At 64.6% G+C, this 13,771-nt stretch carries 15 protein-coding genes; 8 read left to right on the top strand and 7 right to left on the bottom strand.

Translation table 11 applies throughout. From position 1 onward, the window contains the following. Positions 1–411, bottom strand: coding sequence for a tautomerase family protein (locus ACZY1I_RS30145; RefSeq protein ID WP_463761079.1), 411 nt, complete (start codon positions 409–411; stop codon positions 1–3). Between the two features lie 117 nt (positions 412–528). Between ACZY1I_RS30145 and ACZY1I_RS30150 the strand changes: the two genes are divergently transcribed. Then, a complete protein-coding gene (locus ACZY1I_RS30150; RefSeq protein WP_463761080.1) occupies positions 529–1,395 on the top strand; it encodes a LysR family transcriptional regulator in 867 nt (288 codons plus the stop codon). On the opposite strand, the gene ACZY1I_RS30155 is transcribed toward ACZY1I_RS30150, so the two are convergent. Then, entirely contained in the window at positions 1,379–2,182 is an 804-nt protein-coding gene (locus tag ACZY1I_RS30155; RefSeq protein WP_463761081.1) for an alpha/beta fold hydrolase, read from the bottom strand. The two genes, ACZY1I_RS30150 and ACZY1I_RS30155, sit on opposite strands and share 17 nt — an antisense overlap. An 88-nt stretch (positions 2,183–2,270) precedes the next feature. Between ACZY1I_RS30155 and ACZY1I_RS30160 the strand changes: the two genes are divergently transcribed. Next, positions 2,271–2,825 (top strand): TetR/AcrR family transcriptional regulator, encoded by a 555-nt coding sequence (locus ACZY1I_RS30160; RefSeq protein ID WP_463761082.1) that lies wholly within the window; start codon positions 2,271–2,273, stop codon positions 2,823–2,825. Here ACZY1I_RS30160 and ACZY1I_RS30165 read toward each other — a convergent pair. Beyond that, positions 2,822–3,415, bottom strand: coding sequence for a TetR/AcrR family transcriptional regulator (locus ACZY1I_RS30165; RefSeq protein WP_463761083.1), 594 nt, complete (start codon positions 3,413–3,415; stop codon positions 2,822–2,824). The two genes, ACZY1I_RS30160 and ACZY1I_RS30165, sit on opposite strands and share 4 nt — an antisense overlap. A 106-nt stretch (positions 3,416–3,521) precedes the next feature. Between ACZY1I_RS30165 and ACZY1I_RS30170 the strand changes: the two genes are divergently transcribed. Beyond that, positions 3,522–5,096 (top strand): phytoene desaturase family protein, encoded by a 1,575-nt coding sequence (locus tag ACZY1I_RS30170; protein ID WP_463761084.1) that lies wholly within the window; start codon positions 3,522–3,524, stop codon positions 5,094–5,096. Here ACZY1I_RS30170 and ACZY1I_RS30175 read toward each other — a convergent pair. Both ACZY1I_RS30175 and ACZY1I_RS30180 read right to left on the bottom strand, forming a co-directional pair. Continuing rightward, on the bottom strand, positions 5,093–6,097 hold the full coding sequence (locus ACZY1I_RS30175; RefSeq protein WP_463761086.1) for a zinc-binding dehydrogenase: 1,005 nt from the start codon (positions 6,095–6,097) through the stop codon (positions 5,093–5,095). The genes ACZY1I_RS30170 and ACZY1I_RS30175 overlap by 4 nt on opposite strands. Positions 6,098–6,111: 14 nt before the next feature. Next, positions 6,112–6,399: an ArsR/SmtB family transcription factor gene (locus tag ACZY1I_RS30180; RefSeq protein ID WP_463761247.1), complete on the bottom strand. Its 288-nt coding sequence runs from the start codon at positions 6,397–6,399 to the stop codon at positions 6,112–6,114. A 150-nt stretch (positions 6,400–6,549) separates the two neighbouring features. On the opposite strand from ACZY1I_RS30180, the gene ACZY1I_RS30185 reads away from it, so the two are divergent. After that, complete coding sequence (locus tag ACZY1I_RS30185; RefSeq protein ID WP_463761087.1) at positions 6,550–7,854, top strand: RsbRD N-terminal domain-containing protein; 1,305 nt, start codon at positions 6,550–6,552, stop codon at positions 7,852–7,854. A gap of 32 nt (positions 7,855–7,886) precedes the next feature. Continuing rightward, positions 7,887–8,597: an MBL fold metallo-hydrolase gene (locus tag ACZY1I_RS30190; protein WP_463761088.1), complete on the top strand. Its 711-nt coding sequence runs from the start codon at positions 7,887–7,889 to the stop codon at positions 8,595–8,597. Here the strand turns inward: ACZY1I_RS30190 and ACZY1I_RS30195 are convergent. After that, positions 8,590–8,964 (bottom strand): hypothetical protein, encoded by a 375-nt coding sequence (locus ACZY1I_RS30195; RefSeq protein ID WP_463761089.1) that lies wholly within the window; start codon positions 8,962–8,964, stop codon positions 8,590–8,592. The genes ACZY1I_RS30190 and ACZY1I_RS30195 overlap by 8 nt on opposite strands. Before the next feature lie 151 nt (positions 8,965–9,115). Between ACZY1I_RS30195 and aceA the strand changes: the two genes are divergently transcribed. From aceA to ACZY1I_RS30210, 3 genes are all read left to right on the top strand, one after another. Then, the gene (aceA, locus tag ACZY1I_RS30200) at positions 9,116–11,404 is read left to right on the top strand and encodes an isocitrate lyase ICL2 (RefSeq protein WP_463761090.1); all 2,289 of its coding nucleotides are present in this window, start codon (positions 9,116–9,118) and stop codon (positions 11,402–11,404) included. A 144-nt stretch (positions 11,405–11,548) separates the two neighbouring features. Then, positions 11,549–11,971, top strand: coding sequence for a hypothetical protein (locus ACZY1I_RS30205; protein ID WP_463761091.1), 423 nt, complete (start codon positions 11,549–11,551; stop codon positions 11,969–11,971). A 121-nt stretch (positions 11,972–12,092) separates the two neighbouring features. Beyond that, positions 12,093–13,256, top strand: a complete 1,164-nt coding sequence (locus ACZY1I_RS30210) for an LLM class flavin-dependent oxidoreductase (protein WP_463761092.1) — start codon at positions 12,093–12,095, stop codon at positions 13,254–13,256. 14 nt (positions 13,257–13,270) lie between these two features. Here ACZY1I_RS30210 and ACZY1I_RS30215 read toward each other — a convergent pair whose 3' ends face one another. Beyond that, positions 13,271–13,738: an SRPBCC family protein gene (locus ACZY1I_RS30215; RefSeq protein WP_463761093.1), complete on the bottom strand. Its 468-nt coding sequence runs from the start codon at positions 13,736–13,738 to the stop codon at positions 13,271–13,273. Positions 13,739–13,771 lie beyond the last annotated feature (33 nt).

Below are 13,771 nucleotides of genomic sequence, written 5' to 3' on the forward strand. Positions count from 1 at the left end.
TCATGCCTCCACTTCGGCTGGTCGCAGCTCTCCGGTCAGGAACTGCGCCCGCCCCTGGCCGAAAGACCAATCCTCGTCGTCGTTTTCGGTGACAGAGACAATAAGGTCGGCCGGGTCGAGCCCACACCGCTCGGCGAGTTTGGACGCCAGCAACTCATAGAACTTCTGCTTGAGTTCGCGCGGCCTGCGCCGGCTGACCATCTGCACTATCACCAGCGCAGCCGTGCGGTCGAAGCCGAGGTCGGTGTCCAGTGCGACGATCTCGTGCGCGGGATGGGTACGGACCACCTGATAGCGGTCACGTTCGGGCACCGCGAACGCTTCGACCACAGCGTCATGGACGGCATCCAGCAGCAACCGGACTTCCGATGGCGTGCGTCCTTCGATGAGGTCGATATACAACAGTGGCATGGTGCTCCTCGATTCTCGATGCGCGATACGTCTGTTGAAACGCCGATACCGGCCAAGTTAAATCCCCGGAGAACCGGCTGGGAAATGCCTCTTGTAGAGCATCTATGCTTGGCAGGCATGAATGGAGCAGCGCGCAGTCGAGTCGAATTGCGCCATCTGCGCGCGTTCGAAGCCGTGGCGCGCCTGAAGTCGTTCACCCAGGCCGGTGACGAACTCAGCATCACCCAGCCCGCACTGAGCCGCACTGTCGCGCAACTGGAAGACGCCCTCGGCGTCAGCCTGTTGGATCGGAGTCCGCGGCATGTCGAGATGACGCCCGCCGGAAGGACTTTCCTCGACCACGTCGAACGGGTGCTTGCCGAGCTGGACCGGGGCTTCGACGCCGTGGGGTCTCAGGCGAGCATTCGTCTGGGATTCAGTTGGCTGCTGCCCGATCCGTGGGCGCAGCAGACTGTCGCCCGCTTCGAACAGGACACGGGCACCACGGTGAATCTGGTGCGCATCGACGACGCCCTGGCCGGCGTACTACAGGGCAAGGTGGACATCGCCGTGATGCGAGGCCCGATTGCGACGACCGCGGTACGAGTGGTGCATTTGTTCGACGAGCCTCGGGTGGCGGTGTGCTCCGTGCACTGTGAGCTCGCAAAGCGATCGGAGTTGGACTGGAACGAGATCCCGAAGATGCCGCTGGTCGTCAACACCACCAGCGGCACTACCGGACCGTGGTCGTGGCCGGCCGAAGAGGCGCCGGAAACAATAATCGAGACAACGAATTTCGACGAGTGGATCGAATCGGTGGCCGCCGACCGCGGTGTCGGGGTCATCCCGGACGTCGCTATGCGACGCAACATCCACCCGGGGGTGCGGTTCATCCCACTTCGTGGCGCACCGCCCAGTCCCGTCGTGCTGGCGTTCCTGCCCCGCGCTTACAACGCGACGTTGCGACGCTTCGTCGAGGCGGCCGTAACTAGCGCCGCGAACTGATCGCTTGCAGGAACGGCTCGGCGACGGCGAGAAAGCCCTCCGGGTCCGAGGAGAAAACCACATGCCCGGTGTCAAGAACCGCCAACCGGGAGTCGCGAATCGCGTGCGCAGTCGCGTACCCCGCGCGCAGTGGTATCGCGATGTCCCTGCGGCCCCACACGATCAGTGTCGGTGCGGTCAGCTCAGCGGCTCGGCCGCGCAGATCATGTCCTGGGGTAGCGAAGCTTCGAAACAGCGCCGCCGCGATGCCCGCGCCTTCCGCTGTCTTGGCCAACGCGATCGCACGATCGACAATCTCGCGGTCACTGTCCGTCCTGGCCTTCATGTAGCCGCGGACGAACAGGGGAGCGATCCGACGAAAAACCGCCGCGTTGCCCATCACTCGACAAGACAACCTGGACAACGGATTCCATGGAACAAACCCACCCGAGTTGATCAGCACCAGGCCGGCGACACACTCCGGACGGTTGATCGCCAACCGCGCTGCGGCGAACCCGCCGACCGAGTTACCGATCAACACCACCCGGGTCAGCCCGAGCGCATCGACGACGTCTTCGAGCACGTCGGCGAAAAGCGGAGCGCTGGCTTCGACCGCGCCGTCGAGCGGGTCGGATTCGCCGTGCCCTGGCCAGTCCACCGCGATGATGCGGTAGCGCCCGGCCAGCGCGTCAATGATCGGGTCGAAATCGCGCCGGTCGTGCAGCGTGGCGTGCAACATCAACAGCACTGGGCCACTGCCTGATTCGTGATAGGCGACACGACCCGCCCTGGTCTGAATGGTTGCCATGAGAACCTCTCCCGTTAACCGACCGACTGGTCGGTCATCGACTAGCCTACAATCGAGTGACCGAACTGACAAGGAGTACGGAGTCGCGATGAGATCGCCTGAGCCCGGCCGCAATACGCTGCTCGACGCTGGCCAGCGCCTATTGGGGACGGCCGACTTGGCCCGGATCTCCGTCAACGCGATCGTCGCCGAGGCCGGGATGGCCAAGGGCAGCTTCTATCAGCACTGGCCCAGCCGGACCGAATACGTGCGTGCGTTGCATGCCCGATTTCACGATCAGCTGGCGGAGTCGATCGCCGCAGCGATGGCAGACGCACCGCCCGGCCGAAACCGACTCGAGGCCGCCATGAACGCCTACCTCGACGGCTGCCTGGCCGAGACAGCCACCAAGGCACTGCTGGTCCAGTCGCGCACCGAGGCGGGACTTAGCGATTTGGTCGCCGCTCGCAACGACACCGCGGCCGCGCTGCTGGTCCCGGACCTGGTGGCGCTTGGCTGGAAATCACCGCTACCGATCGCCGCGCTGCTTGTTGCGGCGGTCGCCGAGATCGCGCTGGTCGAGCTTGTCGGCGGAAAGCCGGACGGCGCACTGCGCCAGGGATTGCTTCGCCTGGCCACCGCCGACCAGGGCCCGACCGACTAGACCAGCGGCGCCAAACCCGAGCGAATCAAGTCCACGCTTGCCGCCACCAGTTCGCCCAGGTCCTCAGCGCAGCCATTGCGGCCCCAATTCTCCACCGCCACAACAAGGGCCGCCGCCAGCGCCGCGCCCGCGACTTCGGCGAGCAGGTCGATGTTGGCCACCTCATAGTGGCGATTCCGGATGAATTCAGTCAGCACGGCGGCGAACGACGCCTGCACGACCCGCAAATGTCCGGCGATGCGGTCGGCGCTGATCATTTCCGCGCGAGCGGTCGCGGCCTGGCGAACCACTTCGACGTCGTAGGGGAAGGAGGCGACACTGATCAGAACCGCGTCAAACAGCGATTCGGTAGCCGGCCGTTGGGCGAGCGCCTCGGCCAGCCACTCCAAGTGCGTCTCGTAGTCCCGGAACAGCACGGCCTCTTTGGTCGGGAAATGCCGAAAGAACGTACGTTCGGTGACACCCGCCTCCCGCGCCAACTCGATCACCGTCACGTTTGCGAAGCCCTTGCGCGCAAAGCTTTTCAACGCCGCCTCGCGCAGCGCCTCATGCGTCGACCGGCGGCGCAGCTGGTGGCGGTTGATCGACACCGGCCGATGGTATCCCAGCCGATCAGAACAAGTCAGTGCTGACATCTTCCAATCATGTCAGTACTGACATATTCTCGGCTAGGGGTCCAGCCAGGAGGTATCGGGGATGACGGGCACGCCGGACTATGACGCGATCGTGGTGGGAGCCGGGCACAACGGGCTGACGGCCGCGGCGATTCTGCAACGAGCCGGTTTGCGCACGCTCTGCCTGGAGGCAAACACCTATGCCGGCGGGATGGCGGCGACGGTCGAGCTGATCGACGGCTTCAGGTACGAGATCGCCGGTTCCGTGCAGTTCCCGACCGCAAGCCAGATTGCCAAGGATCTCGGCCTCGACACGCTGCCCACCGTGGAACCCGACGTGATGTCGACCAACATCGGCGAGAACGGCGAGGAGCCGATGGTCTTCTACCGAGACCCGATGCGGTTGATGACGCACCTCGGGGAGAAGCACGGCTTCGAGGCTGTGACCGGGATGGCGGGGCTGATCGGTTGGAGCCAGGGGCCCGCAAAAGCATTGGGACGGTTCGATGTTCGCACTCCGCCCAAGACTCTCGACGAAATGTACGCGTGCGCGGCCGACGAATCCGAGCGTCGCGCAATTCACGAGATGCTGTTCGGTTCCGCGATGGACGTCATCGACCGCTACCTGCCTGACGAGGACAAGCACGCGGTGATGCGCGGCATGCTGGCCTTCCTGGCCGTCAACTCCACTTACCGCGGGCCCTACACACCGGGCAGTGCCACCTGCCTGGCTTTCGCCCTGGCCGTGCCCGACAACAGCACCGCAATGATGACCAAGCTCAAGGGCGGCATCGGCGCGCTTACCGAACATCTGCACGAACTTTTCGTCTCCCACGGCGGCGAGATCCGCTTCCGCGCCAAGGTCGAGCAGATCCTTGTCGAGAACGATGCGGTTACCGGCGTCCGACTTCGAGACGGGTCAATGGTCACCGCGCCAATTGTAGTGTCCAACCTGGCACCCGACCTCACCCTCGGTGAACTGGTTTCTCCCGAACATATTCCCGCTGAGCTCATCTCGCTGCTTTCCGGCCGCGATCACCGTGCCTCCTTCGTGCAGATGCACTTCGCCCTCGACGGACTGCCCGAGTTCGCGGCACCGTATGAGTTGCTGAACGAGGAAGGCATGCAGATGTCGATCGGGATTTTCGGCTCGCCGGAAGAGCAGCAACGGCAGTGGGAGAACTGTCGGCGCGGCATTGTGCCGGACAACCCGTCGATGGGACTGCAGATCCCATCGGTGTACGACGCGAGCCTGGCGCCCCCTGGAAAGCACGCGGCGAGCGCGTATGCCTACGCCTTCCCGGTCGAGGTCAGCCGTGATCAGCACGGGCACCTGAAAAACGATATGGCACAACGTGTTATCGACAAGATCAGCAGGTTTGCGCCGAACTTCAGGGACATCGTGATCCGCCACATCACGTTCGCGCCCTACCACATGCAAACCATGTTCGCCGCTCCGTCCGGCGACTTCTGCCACGGCCTGCTGCACCCGGAACTGATGGGCCCCAATCGCCCGGGCCCCAAGGGATTTCTGGATTGCCCGATTCCGATCCGGGGCCTCTACCTCGGCGGCGCGGGCTGCCACGGCGGCCCCGGCATCACCTTTACTCCCGGCTACAACGCCGGTTACCAAGCACTCGAAGACGCGCTCAGCTAGGGCACCAAAACCACCTTGCCGAAGTTCTCCCGCGCCGCCAGGATTCGGTGCGCTTCAGGCGCCTGCGCGAACGGCACTGCCGCGTGGACGATCGGGGAGACGGTACCGTCCTGCAGCGCCTGACTCAACGGGGTGATCCAGGGTTCAAGGGTGCCACGGTCGTCCCACAACTTCAGCATGTTGAGCCCGATGACAGTCTTGGATGAGGAGAGTTGGTCGATGAGGTTGAAGCCGCGCAGCATCGCCAGCGCGTGCGGCGCCGCCCTACGCAGCGACCGCTTTTCACCCTCCTGCATGTTCGAGATCCCGTACCCGACAAGCCGTCCACCCGGGCGCAGCAGATCGTAGGACCGACGCAGCGAAGTCCCACCGAGCGCGTCGAACACGATGTCGTACGGTTCCAGCCCTTTCCACCAGCCGTCGCGGCGGTAGTCGATCGTATGGTCGACACCCAACTCGGACAGCTTCTGGTGTTTTCCCGGCGATGCGGTGCCGTGTATGACGGCACCGGCGGCTTTCGCGAACTGGATAGCGGCCGTGCCGACACCGCCCGCCGCCGCGTGGATCAAGACCCGCTCGCCGGCGCGCAGCGACCCGTAGCCATGCAGACCGGCCCATGCGGTCGCGTAGTTGACCGGTACCGCCGCGCCCTGCTCAAAAGTCACCGCATCGGGGAGTGCGACCGAGTCGTTCTCCGCAACGTTGACGATCTCGGAGTAGCCACCGAATCGCGTCCCGGCCAATACTCTTTCGCCGACTCGGCCCGCGTCGACACCGCTGCCCACCGCGACGACCGTTCCCGCGACCTCGTAGCCGACGATTGCCGGAAGTGCGGGCGCGTCGGGATACAGCCCGACGCGGGCCAGGTGATCTGCGAAATTGACCCCCGCCGCCCGAACCTCGATTCGTAACTGACCCGGCCCCGGCGGGGGCGGGTCAGGACGCTGCTGCACCTGCAAGACCGACGGATCGCCGTGTTTGGTGATGACGACTGCACGCATGTGTGTTCCTCCTCCTACTGGTTGTCTGTTTCCTCGGAACGGGCGTTAAGCCTTGTGCACCAGAGTTTTTCGAACGGATGCAGCCAGTCGCCCAATTCGGCCAACGGTTCCGCCGTCAATCGGTAGATACGCTTGCGGCCCTGGGGTTCATCGGCGACCAGACCTGCCTCCCGCAGCACCTTCAGGTGTTCGGCGACGGCCGGACGACTGAGCTCGAACCGCTCGCTGAGTTCACCGGCCGATAGCGGCTGCCGCGTCAGAATCTCGAGAAGCTTGCGCCGCACCGGGTTTGCCAACGCCATGAAGATGCGATCGCAAATGCGGTCGGGGTTGGTCACTTCGGCAATATATGTCGGGAAATCCCGACATGTCAACAATTCCCGACGCGTCGCGACAATCCGTTACGCAGAGTCCCACGCGCGGAGCTTTACGACGCCATCTACGTTCGAGACGTGACTGAAAAGCGTCCGGCCGACACGGTCGAGGTGGAGCGCTACGTCGGCATCATCGCCACCCGGCTCAGCGCGCGGGTCGACGAGATCAGCCAACGGATCTGGCGCGAGCTCGAGGACCAGGTTGCGGAGTTGGGCGGAGATGCCCGGCTGAGTGAGATGTTTGGCGCGAGTGTCCGCGGGAACATCGAAACGGTCCTGCGGGCCCTGCATCGCAACTACAACTCGCCGGACCGGATCGACGCGCCCACCGCCGCGATCGAATACGCCAGGCGGTTGGCCCATCACGGGGTACCGGTCAATGCCCTGGTTCGCACCTACCGGCTGGGCCAGCGACGGATGACCGAGTTGGTGTTCGCCGAAATGCGTTCTATCGAGATGGACGCCGCGATTCAGGTCGCCGTCATCGAGGCAATCACCACGGTGGTCTTCGAGTACGTCGACGGGATTTCAGAGCAGACTGTCGCCGCCTACGAAGAAGAACACGACCAGTGGCTGGAAAATCAGAACAGCATCCGGGCAATGCGAGTTCGGGACGTCCTCGGCGACAACGCCGACATTGACGGCGACGCAGCCTCGGCTGCGATCGGTTATCCGCTGCACTGCCACCACCTCGCGCTGATCGCGTGGTATCGCGGCACCGAATCTGAGGACGACGAGTTGCCGCGATTGCAGCTCTTCGCGGACAACCTCGCCGCTACGGTCGCCACCTCGGCCGACCCACTGTTCGCCGCCGCCGACCGGACCAGCGCGTGGATCTGGCTGCCGTACCGCTCCGCACCCGGCGATGTGGTGGCGAAGATTCGCGACTACGCGCACGCGCGCACCGATACGTTCAGCATCGCCATGGGCGCGATGGGATTCGGCGTCAACGGATTTCGTCGCTCCCACCGGCAGGCGCAGCGCGCGCGGGCCGCGGTGCTGGCGCGCGGCTGGGATCAACGGACTGCGCGGCGCGAAGTTGTCTCGGCGACAGATCCGGACATGGTGGATGCCGCGCTGCTGGGCACGAGCACCAGCGAGATCGGCGAATGGGTGGCCGAAGTGCTCGGGCCCTTGGCGTCAGAGACCGATCACGATGCCCGCCTGCGCGAAATGCTGCGGATATATCTGAGCACCGGGTCCGGCTTCGAAACAGCGGCCAGAAAATTCAATTTGACCTATAACGTGCTCAAGGACCAAGTAGAGCGTGCGGTTGCGCGGCGCGGGCGGCCGATCGATGACCGACTCGATGTGTCGCTTGCGCTTCTCGTGTGCCATCGATACGGCGCCGCAGTTCTGCAGCCCGTCAGCGAAACCGGCTGACGGGCCAATCTGATGCGGTTACCTTGCTTCTTGTGCAGTTGGCATGGGAACGCCTGACCGACAGCGTCCATCGCTGCCGGCTGGAGTTCTGTGACGTCACCGTCGGGTTGGTGCGGGGCAGTACCGGAACACTGCTCGTCGACACCGGCACCACCCTCACCGAAGCTGCCGCGATCAAAGCGGATGTCCGCCGGCTCGGTGGCGGGGTGGTGACACATGTTGTGTTGACGCACAAGCACTTCGATCACGTGCTCGGTTCGTCCATGTTCGCCGACGCCGAAATTTATTGCGCGCCCGAAGTTGTCGACTACTTGTCGTCGGACACCGACCAGCTTCACGACGACGCGATCAGCTACGGCGCCGACGCAGCAGCAGTCGGCAATGCGATTGCGGCCTTGCGGCCGCCGGGACGCGGAATCTACGACGCCGCCGTCGACCTCGGCAATCGCATCGTGACGATCACCTATCTCGGCCGCGGACATACCGTTTCGGACTTGGCCGTCCTGGTGCCCTGCATCGACGGGGAGAACAGCCCGGCCGTCGTCTTCACCGGCGATCTGGTCGAGGAATCCGCCGACCCCAGCATCGATGACGACTCCGACCTTGCGGCATGGCCCGCGACGCTGGATCGCTTACTGACCGTGGGCGGAGCCGATGCCATCTACGTTCCCGGCCACGGCAAGGTGGTCACCGCGGAATTCATTCGCGATCAACAAGATTGGCTGAGTAGGCGCGCTACTTAGCCTTCGCGGTGCACGCCGCGATCAACGCATCCGGGTCGGTGACACTGATCACCAGCGAGCTGACCGTCCTCGACATGCGCCAGAACTTCGCCGGCGCCGCCGGGTCGATCGTGAGCTCCACCAGGCCTTTACGCGACCCGTTGACCAGCCATCGGGATCCCCCGAAGTGGACCCCGGCCTCGAGAACCCCGGCGGTACCCGGTTGAGCACTCTTGATAGACGACAACGGAATGTCGGCGGTGAACGCCCATCCCATCTTGACGTGCAAGTTGCCTGCTGCAAGTCGCAGCTCACTGTTCTTCGGGCCCATGCCAAAAGGCACCGAAAGCGGGATAAACCACCGGTCAAAGCGCAATTCTGTCTGCACGATAGTGACGGTACGCCGCTCGGGCGGCCCCGGCGAGGAGTTGGTGTAGACGCTGAATCTCAGCGGCGTCGGCCGGTGATCTAGCTCACTAAACCGGGGCATACACTCACTTCCGTCAGGGGTAATCGGTGCTGAGGAGGAGCGGAAGGCCATGGCCATCGCTGAAACGGACAATGCGGTCCAATCGCCGTTCGAGCAAGACGTAGCCGCTACGCAGCGCTACATCGACAGCTCGCGGTTTTCCGGGATCACTCGGCTGTATACGGCGCGCCAGGTGGCCGAACAGCGGGGCACGATTCCCACCGACTACACGGTGGCACGCGAGGCTGCTGCGGCGTTCTTCGTGCGTCTTCGCGAGCTCTTCGGCGAGAAGAAGAGCGTGACAACCTTCGGTCCCTACTCGCCCGGCCAGGCCGTGAGCATGAAGCGGATGGGCATCGAGGCGATCTACCTCGGCGGCTGGGCAACCTCGGCCAAGGGCTCCATCACCGAAGATCCCGGACCCGACTTGGCCAGCTACCCGCTGAGCCAGGTCCCCGATGACGCGGCGGTGCTGGTGCGCGCGCTGCTCACCGCCGACCGCAACCAGGAGTACCTGCGGCTGCATATGAGCGAGAAGCAGCGCGCCGCCGCGCCCCACTACGACTTCCGGCCGTTCATCATCGCCGACGCCGACACCGGGCACGGCGGAGATCCGCACGTGCGCAACCTGATTCGTCGTTTCGTCGAGGTCGGAGTGCCGGGTTACCACATCGAGGATCAGCGTCCGGGTACCAAAAAGTGTGGCCACCAGGGCGGCAAGGTGCTGGTGCCCTCCGATGAGCAGATCAAGCGCCTGAACACGGCCCGCTTCCAACTCGACGTGATGCGGGTGCCGGGCATCATCGTCGCGCGCACTGACGCCGAGGCGGCCAACCTGATCGACAGCCGCGGCGACGAGCGCGACCAGCCCTTCCTGCTGGGTGCGACCAACCTGAACATCCCGTCCTACAAGTCGTGCTTCTTGGCGCTGGTGCGGCGCTTCTACAACCAAGGCGTCACTGATCTGAACGGCCACCTCCTGTACGCGCTCGGCGACGCCGAGTACGCGGCCGCCGACGCGTGGCATGAGCGTCAGGGAATTTTCGCACTGCTCTCCGAGGCAGTCGACAAATGGCGCGAAGACGGCGAACTGTCGATCGACGACCTGTACGATGAGGTCGAGTCGAAATTCGTAGTCGCCTGGGAAGACGACGCCGGCGTGACGACCTACGGCGAGGCGGTGGCCGAAAAGCTCCAATTCGGCGAAAGCGAAGGCGAACCGAGCGGGATGAGCTCCGACGAGTGGCGGGCCTTCGCGGCTAAGGCTTCCCTCTATGCCGCGAAGGCCAAAGCGAAGGAACTGGGCGCCGACGCCGACTGGGACTGCGAGCTGGCCAAGACCCCCGAAGGCTACTACCAGATCCGCGGCGGCATTCCCTACGCGATCGCCAAATCCCTGGCGGCGGCGCCATTCGCCGACATCCTCTGGATGGAGACGAAGACAGCCGATCTGGCCGACGCACGTGAGTTCGCCGAGGCGATCCACGCCGAGTTCCCCGAGCAGATGCTGGCCTACAACCTCTCGCCGTCGTTCAACTGGGACACCACGGGTATGACCGACGAAGAGATGAAGCAGTTCCCGGTGGAGCTGGGCAAGATGGGCTTCGTCTTCAACTTCATCACCTACGGCGGTCACCAGATCGACGGTGTCGCCGCCGAGGAGTTCGCCACCAACTTGCGCCAGGACGGCATGCTGGCCCTGGCTCGGCTGCAGCGCAAGATGCGCCTCGTCGAGTCGCCGTACCGGACCCCGCAGACCTTGGTCGGCGGACCCCGCAGCGACGCCGCGCTGGCCGCCTCCTCTGGACGCACGGCGACCACCAAGTCGATGGGCAAGGGCTCCACCCAGCACCAGCACCTGGTGCAGACCGAGGTGCCGAAGAAGCTGCTGGAGGAATGGCTTGCGCTATGGAGCGAGCACTACCAGCTCGGCGAGAAGCTCCGGGTGACCCTGCGGCCGCGGCGCGCGGGCTCGGACGTCCTCGAACTCGGCATCTACGGCGAGGGTGAGGAGCAGCTGGCCAACGTTCTCGTCGACCCCATCAAGGACCGGCACGGCCGCAGCATCCTGCAGGTGCGTGACCAGAACACCTTTGCGGAGAAGCTGCGCCAGAAGCGGCTGATGACCTTGATCCATCTCTGGCTGGTGCACCGGTTCAAAGCAGACGCGGTGTACTACGTGACGCCGACCGAGGACAACCAGTACCAGACCGAGAAGATGAAGTCCCATGGCATCTTCAGCGAGGTCTACCAGGAGGTCGGTGAGATCATCGTCGCCGATGTGAACAAGCCTCGCATCGAGGAGCTGCTGTCGTCGGATCAAGCGGCACTCAAGAAGTTGATCCTCAAAGAGAGCTGACGTGTTCGCTGCGAATTTCGGCCCTGGGCAATAGGTTTCGCTCAGCGGCTGAGCACACTTTTGCAACGTCTGCGAAGGGCGTTTCCACTCACCGATTCCCGGGTACACGCCTCGGACACATCGGAGACGAGAGTGGAGAGTGTGATGAGATCTGAAGCGAGAACGGCTTTTGCGGTTTTCGGCGGCGGCGCGATGCTTGTCATGGCGGTTGCCTGTGGCGGTGGAGATAACAAGGGGCCGAGCAGTAGCACCACCCCGTCGACGACGCAGACCACGGTTACCACTACGGTCCCGTCCGGCGGGGCGACACCGTCGGGAACTGAACCGGGCACCGGAGCCCCCGGACCATCCGGCACGGGTGGTCCGAACGGCGGCGGCGGCAGCGTCCCGGGCGGCCCGACCGGCGGCGGCGGACCCGGCGGCGGAGCCGGCAGCATCCCGGGCGGCCCGACTGGCGGCGGCGGACCCGGCGGCGGTGGCGGCTCCATTCCCGGCGTCGGCGGTGGTGGCGGCGGACCCGGTGGCGGTGGCGGCTGCGTCGGCAATATCTGCGGAAGTATCCCGTGATCGCACGAGTTCACTGATCGACGGACGAGGACTGGGGCTGACCCGGTCCTCGTCTTCTATTCGGCGGGGTTATGGTCGTTTTGGTCTTAACGATCGCTAGGCCGATCTCAAGGGAGCCCCGATGGCGAAGCTCAGGTTCGGATACTTCATCGCCCCATTTCACCGGGCCGGCACCAACCCCACGCTCGCTCTGCAGCGTGATCTGGAGTTCGTCGAACATCTCGATGCCCTCGGGTTCGACGAGGCGTGGATCGGCGAGCATCACTCGGCGGGTAGCGAAATCATCAGCTCACCAGAGGTGTTCATCGCCGCTGCCGCCGAACGGGCAAAGCGGATCAAGTTCGGGACGGGCGTTGTTTCGCTGTCGTACCACAACCCGCTGTGGGTAGCCGACCGGTTGATGCTGCTCGATCACCTCACCCACGGTCGCATTATCGGTGGCGTCGGGCCGGGCTCACTGCCCACCGATTCGGCCATGATCGGGCTGACCCCCACCGACACCCGCGAGTTGCTGGAGACCAACCTCGACATCGTCGTCCGCCTGTTGGCGGGGGAGACCGTGTCGGCGAAGACCGCCACGCACCAGCTTTTCGATGCGAAGTTGCAGCTCGCGCCGTATTCGGACGGTGGAATTCCGTTGTCGGTCGCCGCGGTGGCCTCGCCGACCGGGGCGCGACTGGCAGGCAAGCACGGTATCGGCCTGCTTTCCATCGGTGCGACGCTGGTCATCGAGGGCTTCGACGCGCTCGCCTATCACTGGGGCATCGTCGAGGAGCGCGCCGCGACGTTCGGCACGCAGGTGGATCGCAGCAATTGGAGCCTGGTAGGCCCGATGCACATCGCCGAAACAGATGAAGAGGCGCGAGCCGATGTGAAGTTCGGCCTCGAGTCGTGGTTCCGCTACTTCCAGAAGATCGCCGCGTTCCCGCAGATGACGATGCCCGGGGATCAGCTCGACGAGATGATCGACATCATCAACGGGAACGGGTCCGGCGTGATCGGCACACCGGAGCGAGCCCGGGAGCAGATACAGCGGCTCTGGGATCAGTCCGGCGGCTTCGGCTGCATGCTGCAGATGGGCCACGAATGGGCCAACCCGGCGGCAACCAGAAGGTCGGCCGAACTATTTGCGGCGGAAGTCATTCCGCATTTCCAGGGTCAGGCGCAACCGACTCTGGATGCCGCCGTGCGCGCCGGCCAGGCGCGAGACAGCCTCGCTCAGACGCAGCTGCAGGCCATCGAGCACATGACCAAGAAGTATCAGGACGAGGTCGCGGCGAAATAGCCTGCGCCGCAGAACTATCGGGCGGTGCCGGCCTCACGCTCGGCAGCCTTGACCAGCTGGCCCGCGAAGAACTTGACCGATCCGCCCATCGCGGCCCGCGCGGCGGGTCCAGTGCCACTGACCTTCTCGCTGAATGACCCGCTCCAGCGGATCTCGGTGCCGCCCGACGCCGTCGGGGTGAGGACCACTTCGCCGCGGTAGTCGTTGACCGGCTGACGCGGGCCGACCAACTTGTAGACGTGGCGGCGATCCTGCTCGTACTCGACCGTCTCTTCCTGTACGAACACCGGCCACATCCCGAGCTTGCGGATGGCGCCGACACCGCCGGGAGCCGGATCGCCCTGACGCACCCAACTCGACGACACGACAATCGGCTTCGCCCAGGACGACCAGTTGCCGCCATCGGCCACCAGTCGGAACACCGTCGCGACAGGCGCGCTGGTGGTCTTGTTGACCTCGAATGTGAAAGTGCGACCCGACATGGCTGACTCCTGAGAACAGTGACCTCGATGTTG

It is taken from the genome of Mycobacterium sp. IDUB_37 (genome assembly GCF_055419245.1).

Bases quoted from the DNA above. Each gene is read 5' to 3' on its own strand.
- ACZY1I_RS30145 (WP_463761079.1), bottom strand. From the start codon at position 411: ATGCCACTGTTGTATATCGACCTCATCGAAGGACGCACGCCATCGGAA.
- ACZY1I_RS30150 (WP_463761080.1), top strand. From the start codon at position 529: ATGAATGGAGCAGCGCGCAGTCGAGTCGAATTGCGCCATCTGCGCGCG.
- ACZY1I_RS30155 (WP_463761081.1), bottom strand. From the start codon at position 2,182: ATGGCAACCATTCAGACCAGGGCGGGTCGTGTCGCCTATCACGAATCA.
- ACZY1I_RS30160 (WP_463761082.1), top strand. From the start codon at position 2,271: ATGAGATCGCCTGAGCCCGGCCGCAATACGCTGCTCGACGCTGGCCAG.
- ACZY1I_RS30170 (WP_463761084.1), top strand. From the start codon at position 3,522: ATGACGGGCACGCCGGACTATGACGCGATCGTGGTGGGAGCCGGGCAC.
- ACZY1I_RS30175 (WP_463761086.1), bottom strand. From the start codon at position 6,097: ATGCGTGCAGTCGTCATCACCAAACACGGCGATCCGTCGGTCTTGCAG.
- ACZY1I_RS30180 (WP_463761247.1), bottom strand. From the start codon at position 6,399: ATGGCGTTGGCAAACCCGGTGCGGCGCAAGCTTCTCGAGATTCTGACG.
- aceA (WP_463761090.1), top strand. From the start codon at position 9,116: ATGGCCATCGCTGAAACGGACAATGCGGTCCAATCGCCGTTCGAGCAA.
- ACZY1I_RS30205 (WP_463761091.1), top strand. From the start codon at position 11,549: ATGAGATCTGAAGCGAGAACGGCTTTTGCGGTTTTCGGCGGCGGCGCG.
- ACZY1I_RS30210 (WP_463761092.1), top strand. From the start codon at position 12,093: ATGGCGAAGCTCAGGTTCGGATACTTCATCGCCCCATTTCACCGGGCC.
- ACZY1I_RS30215 (WP_463761093.1), bottom strand. From the start codon at position 13,738: ATGTCGGGTCGCACTTTCACATTCGAGGTCAACAAGACCACCAGCGCG.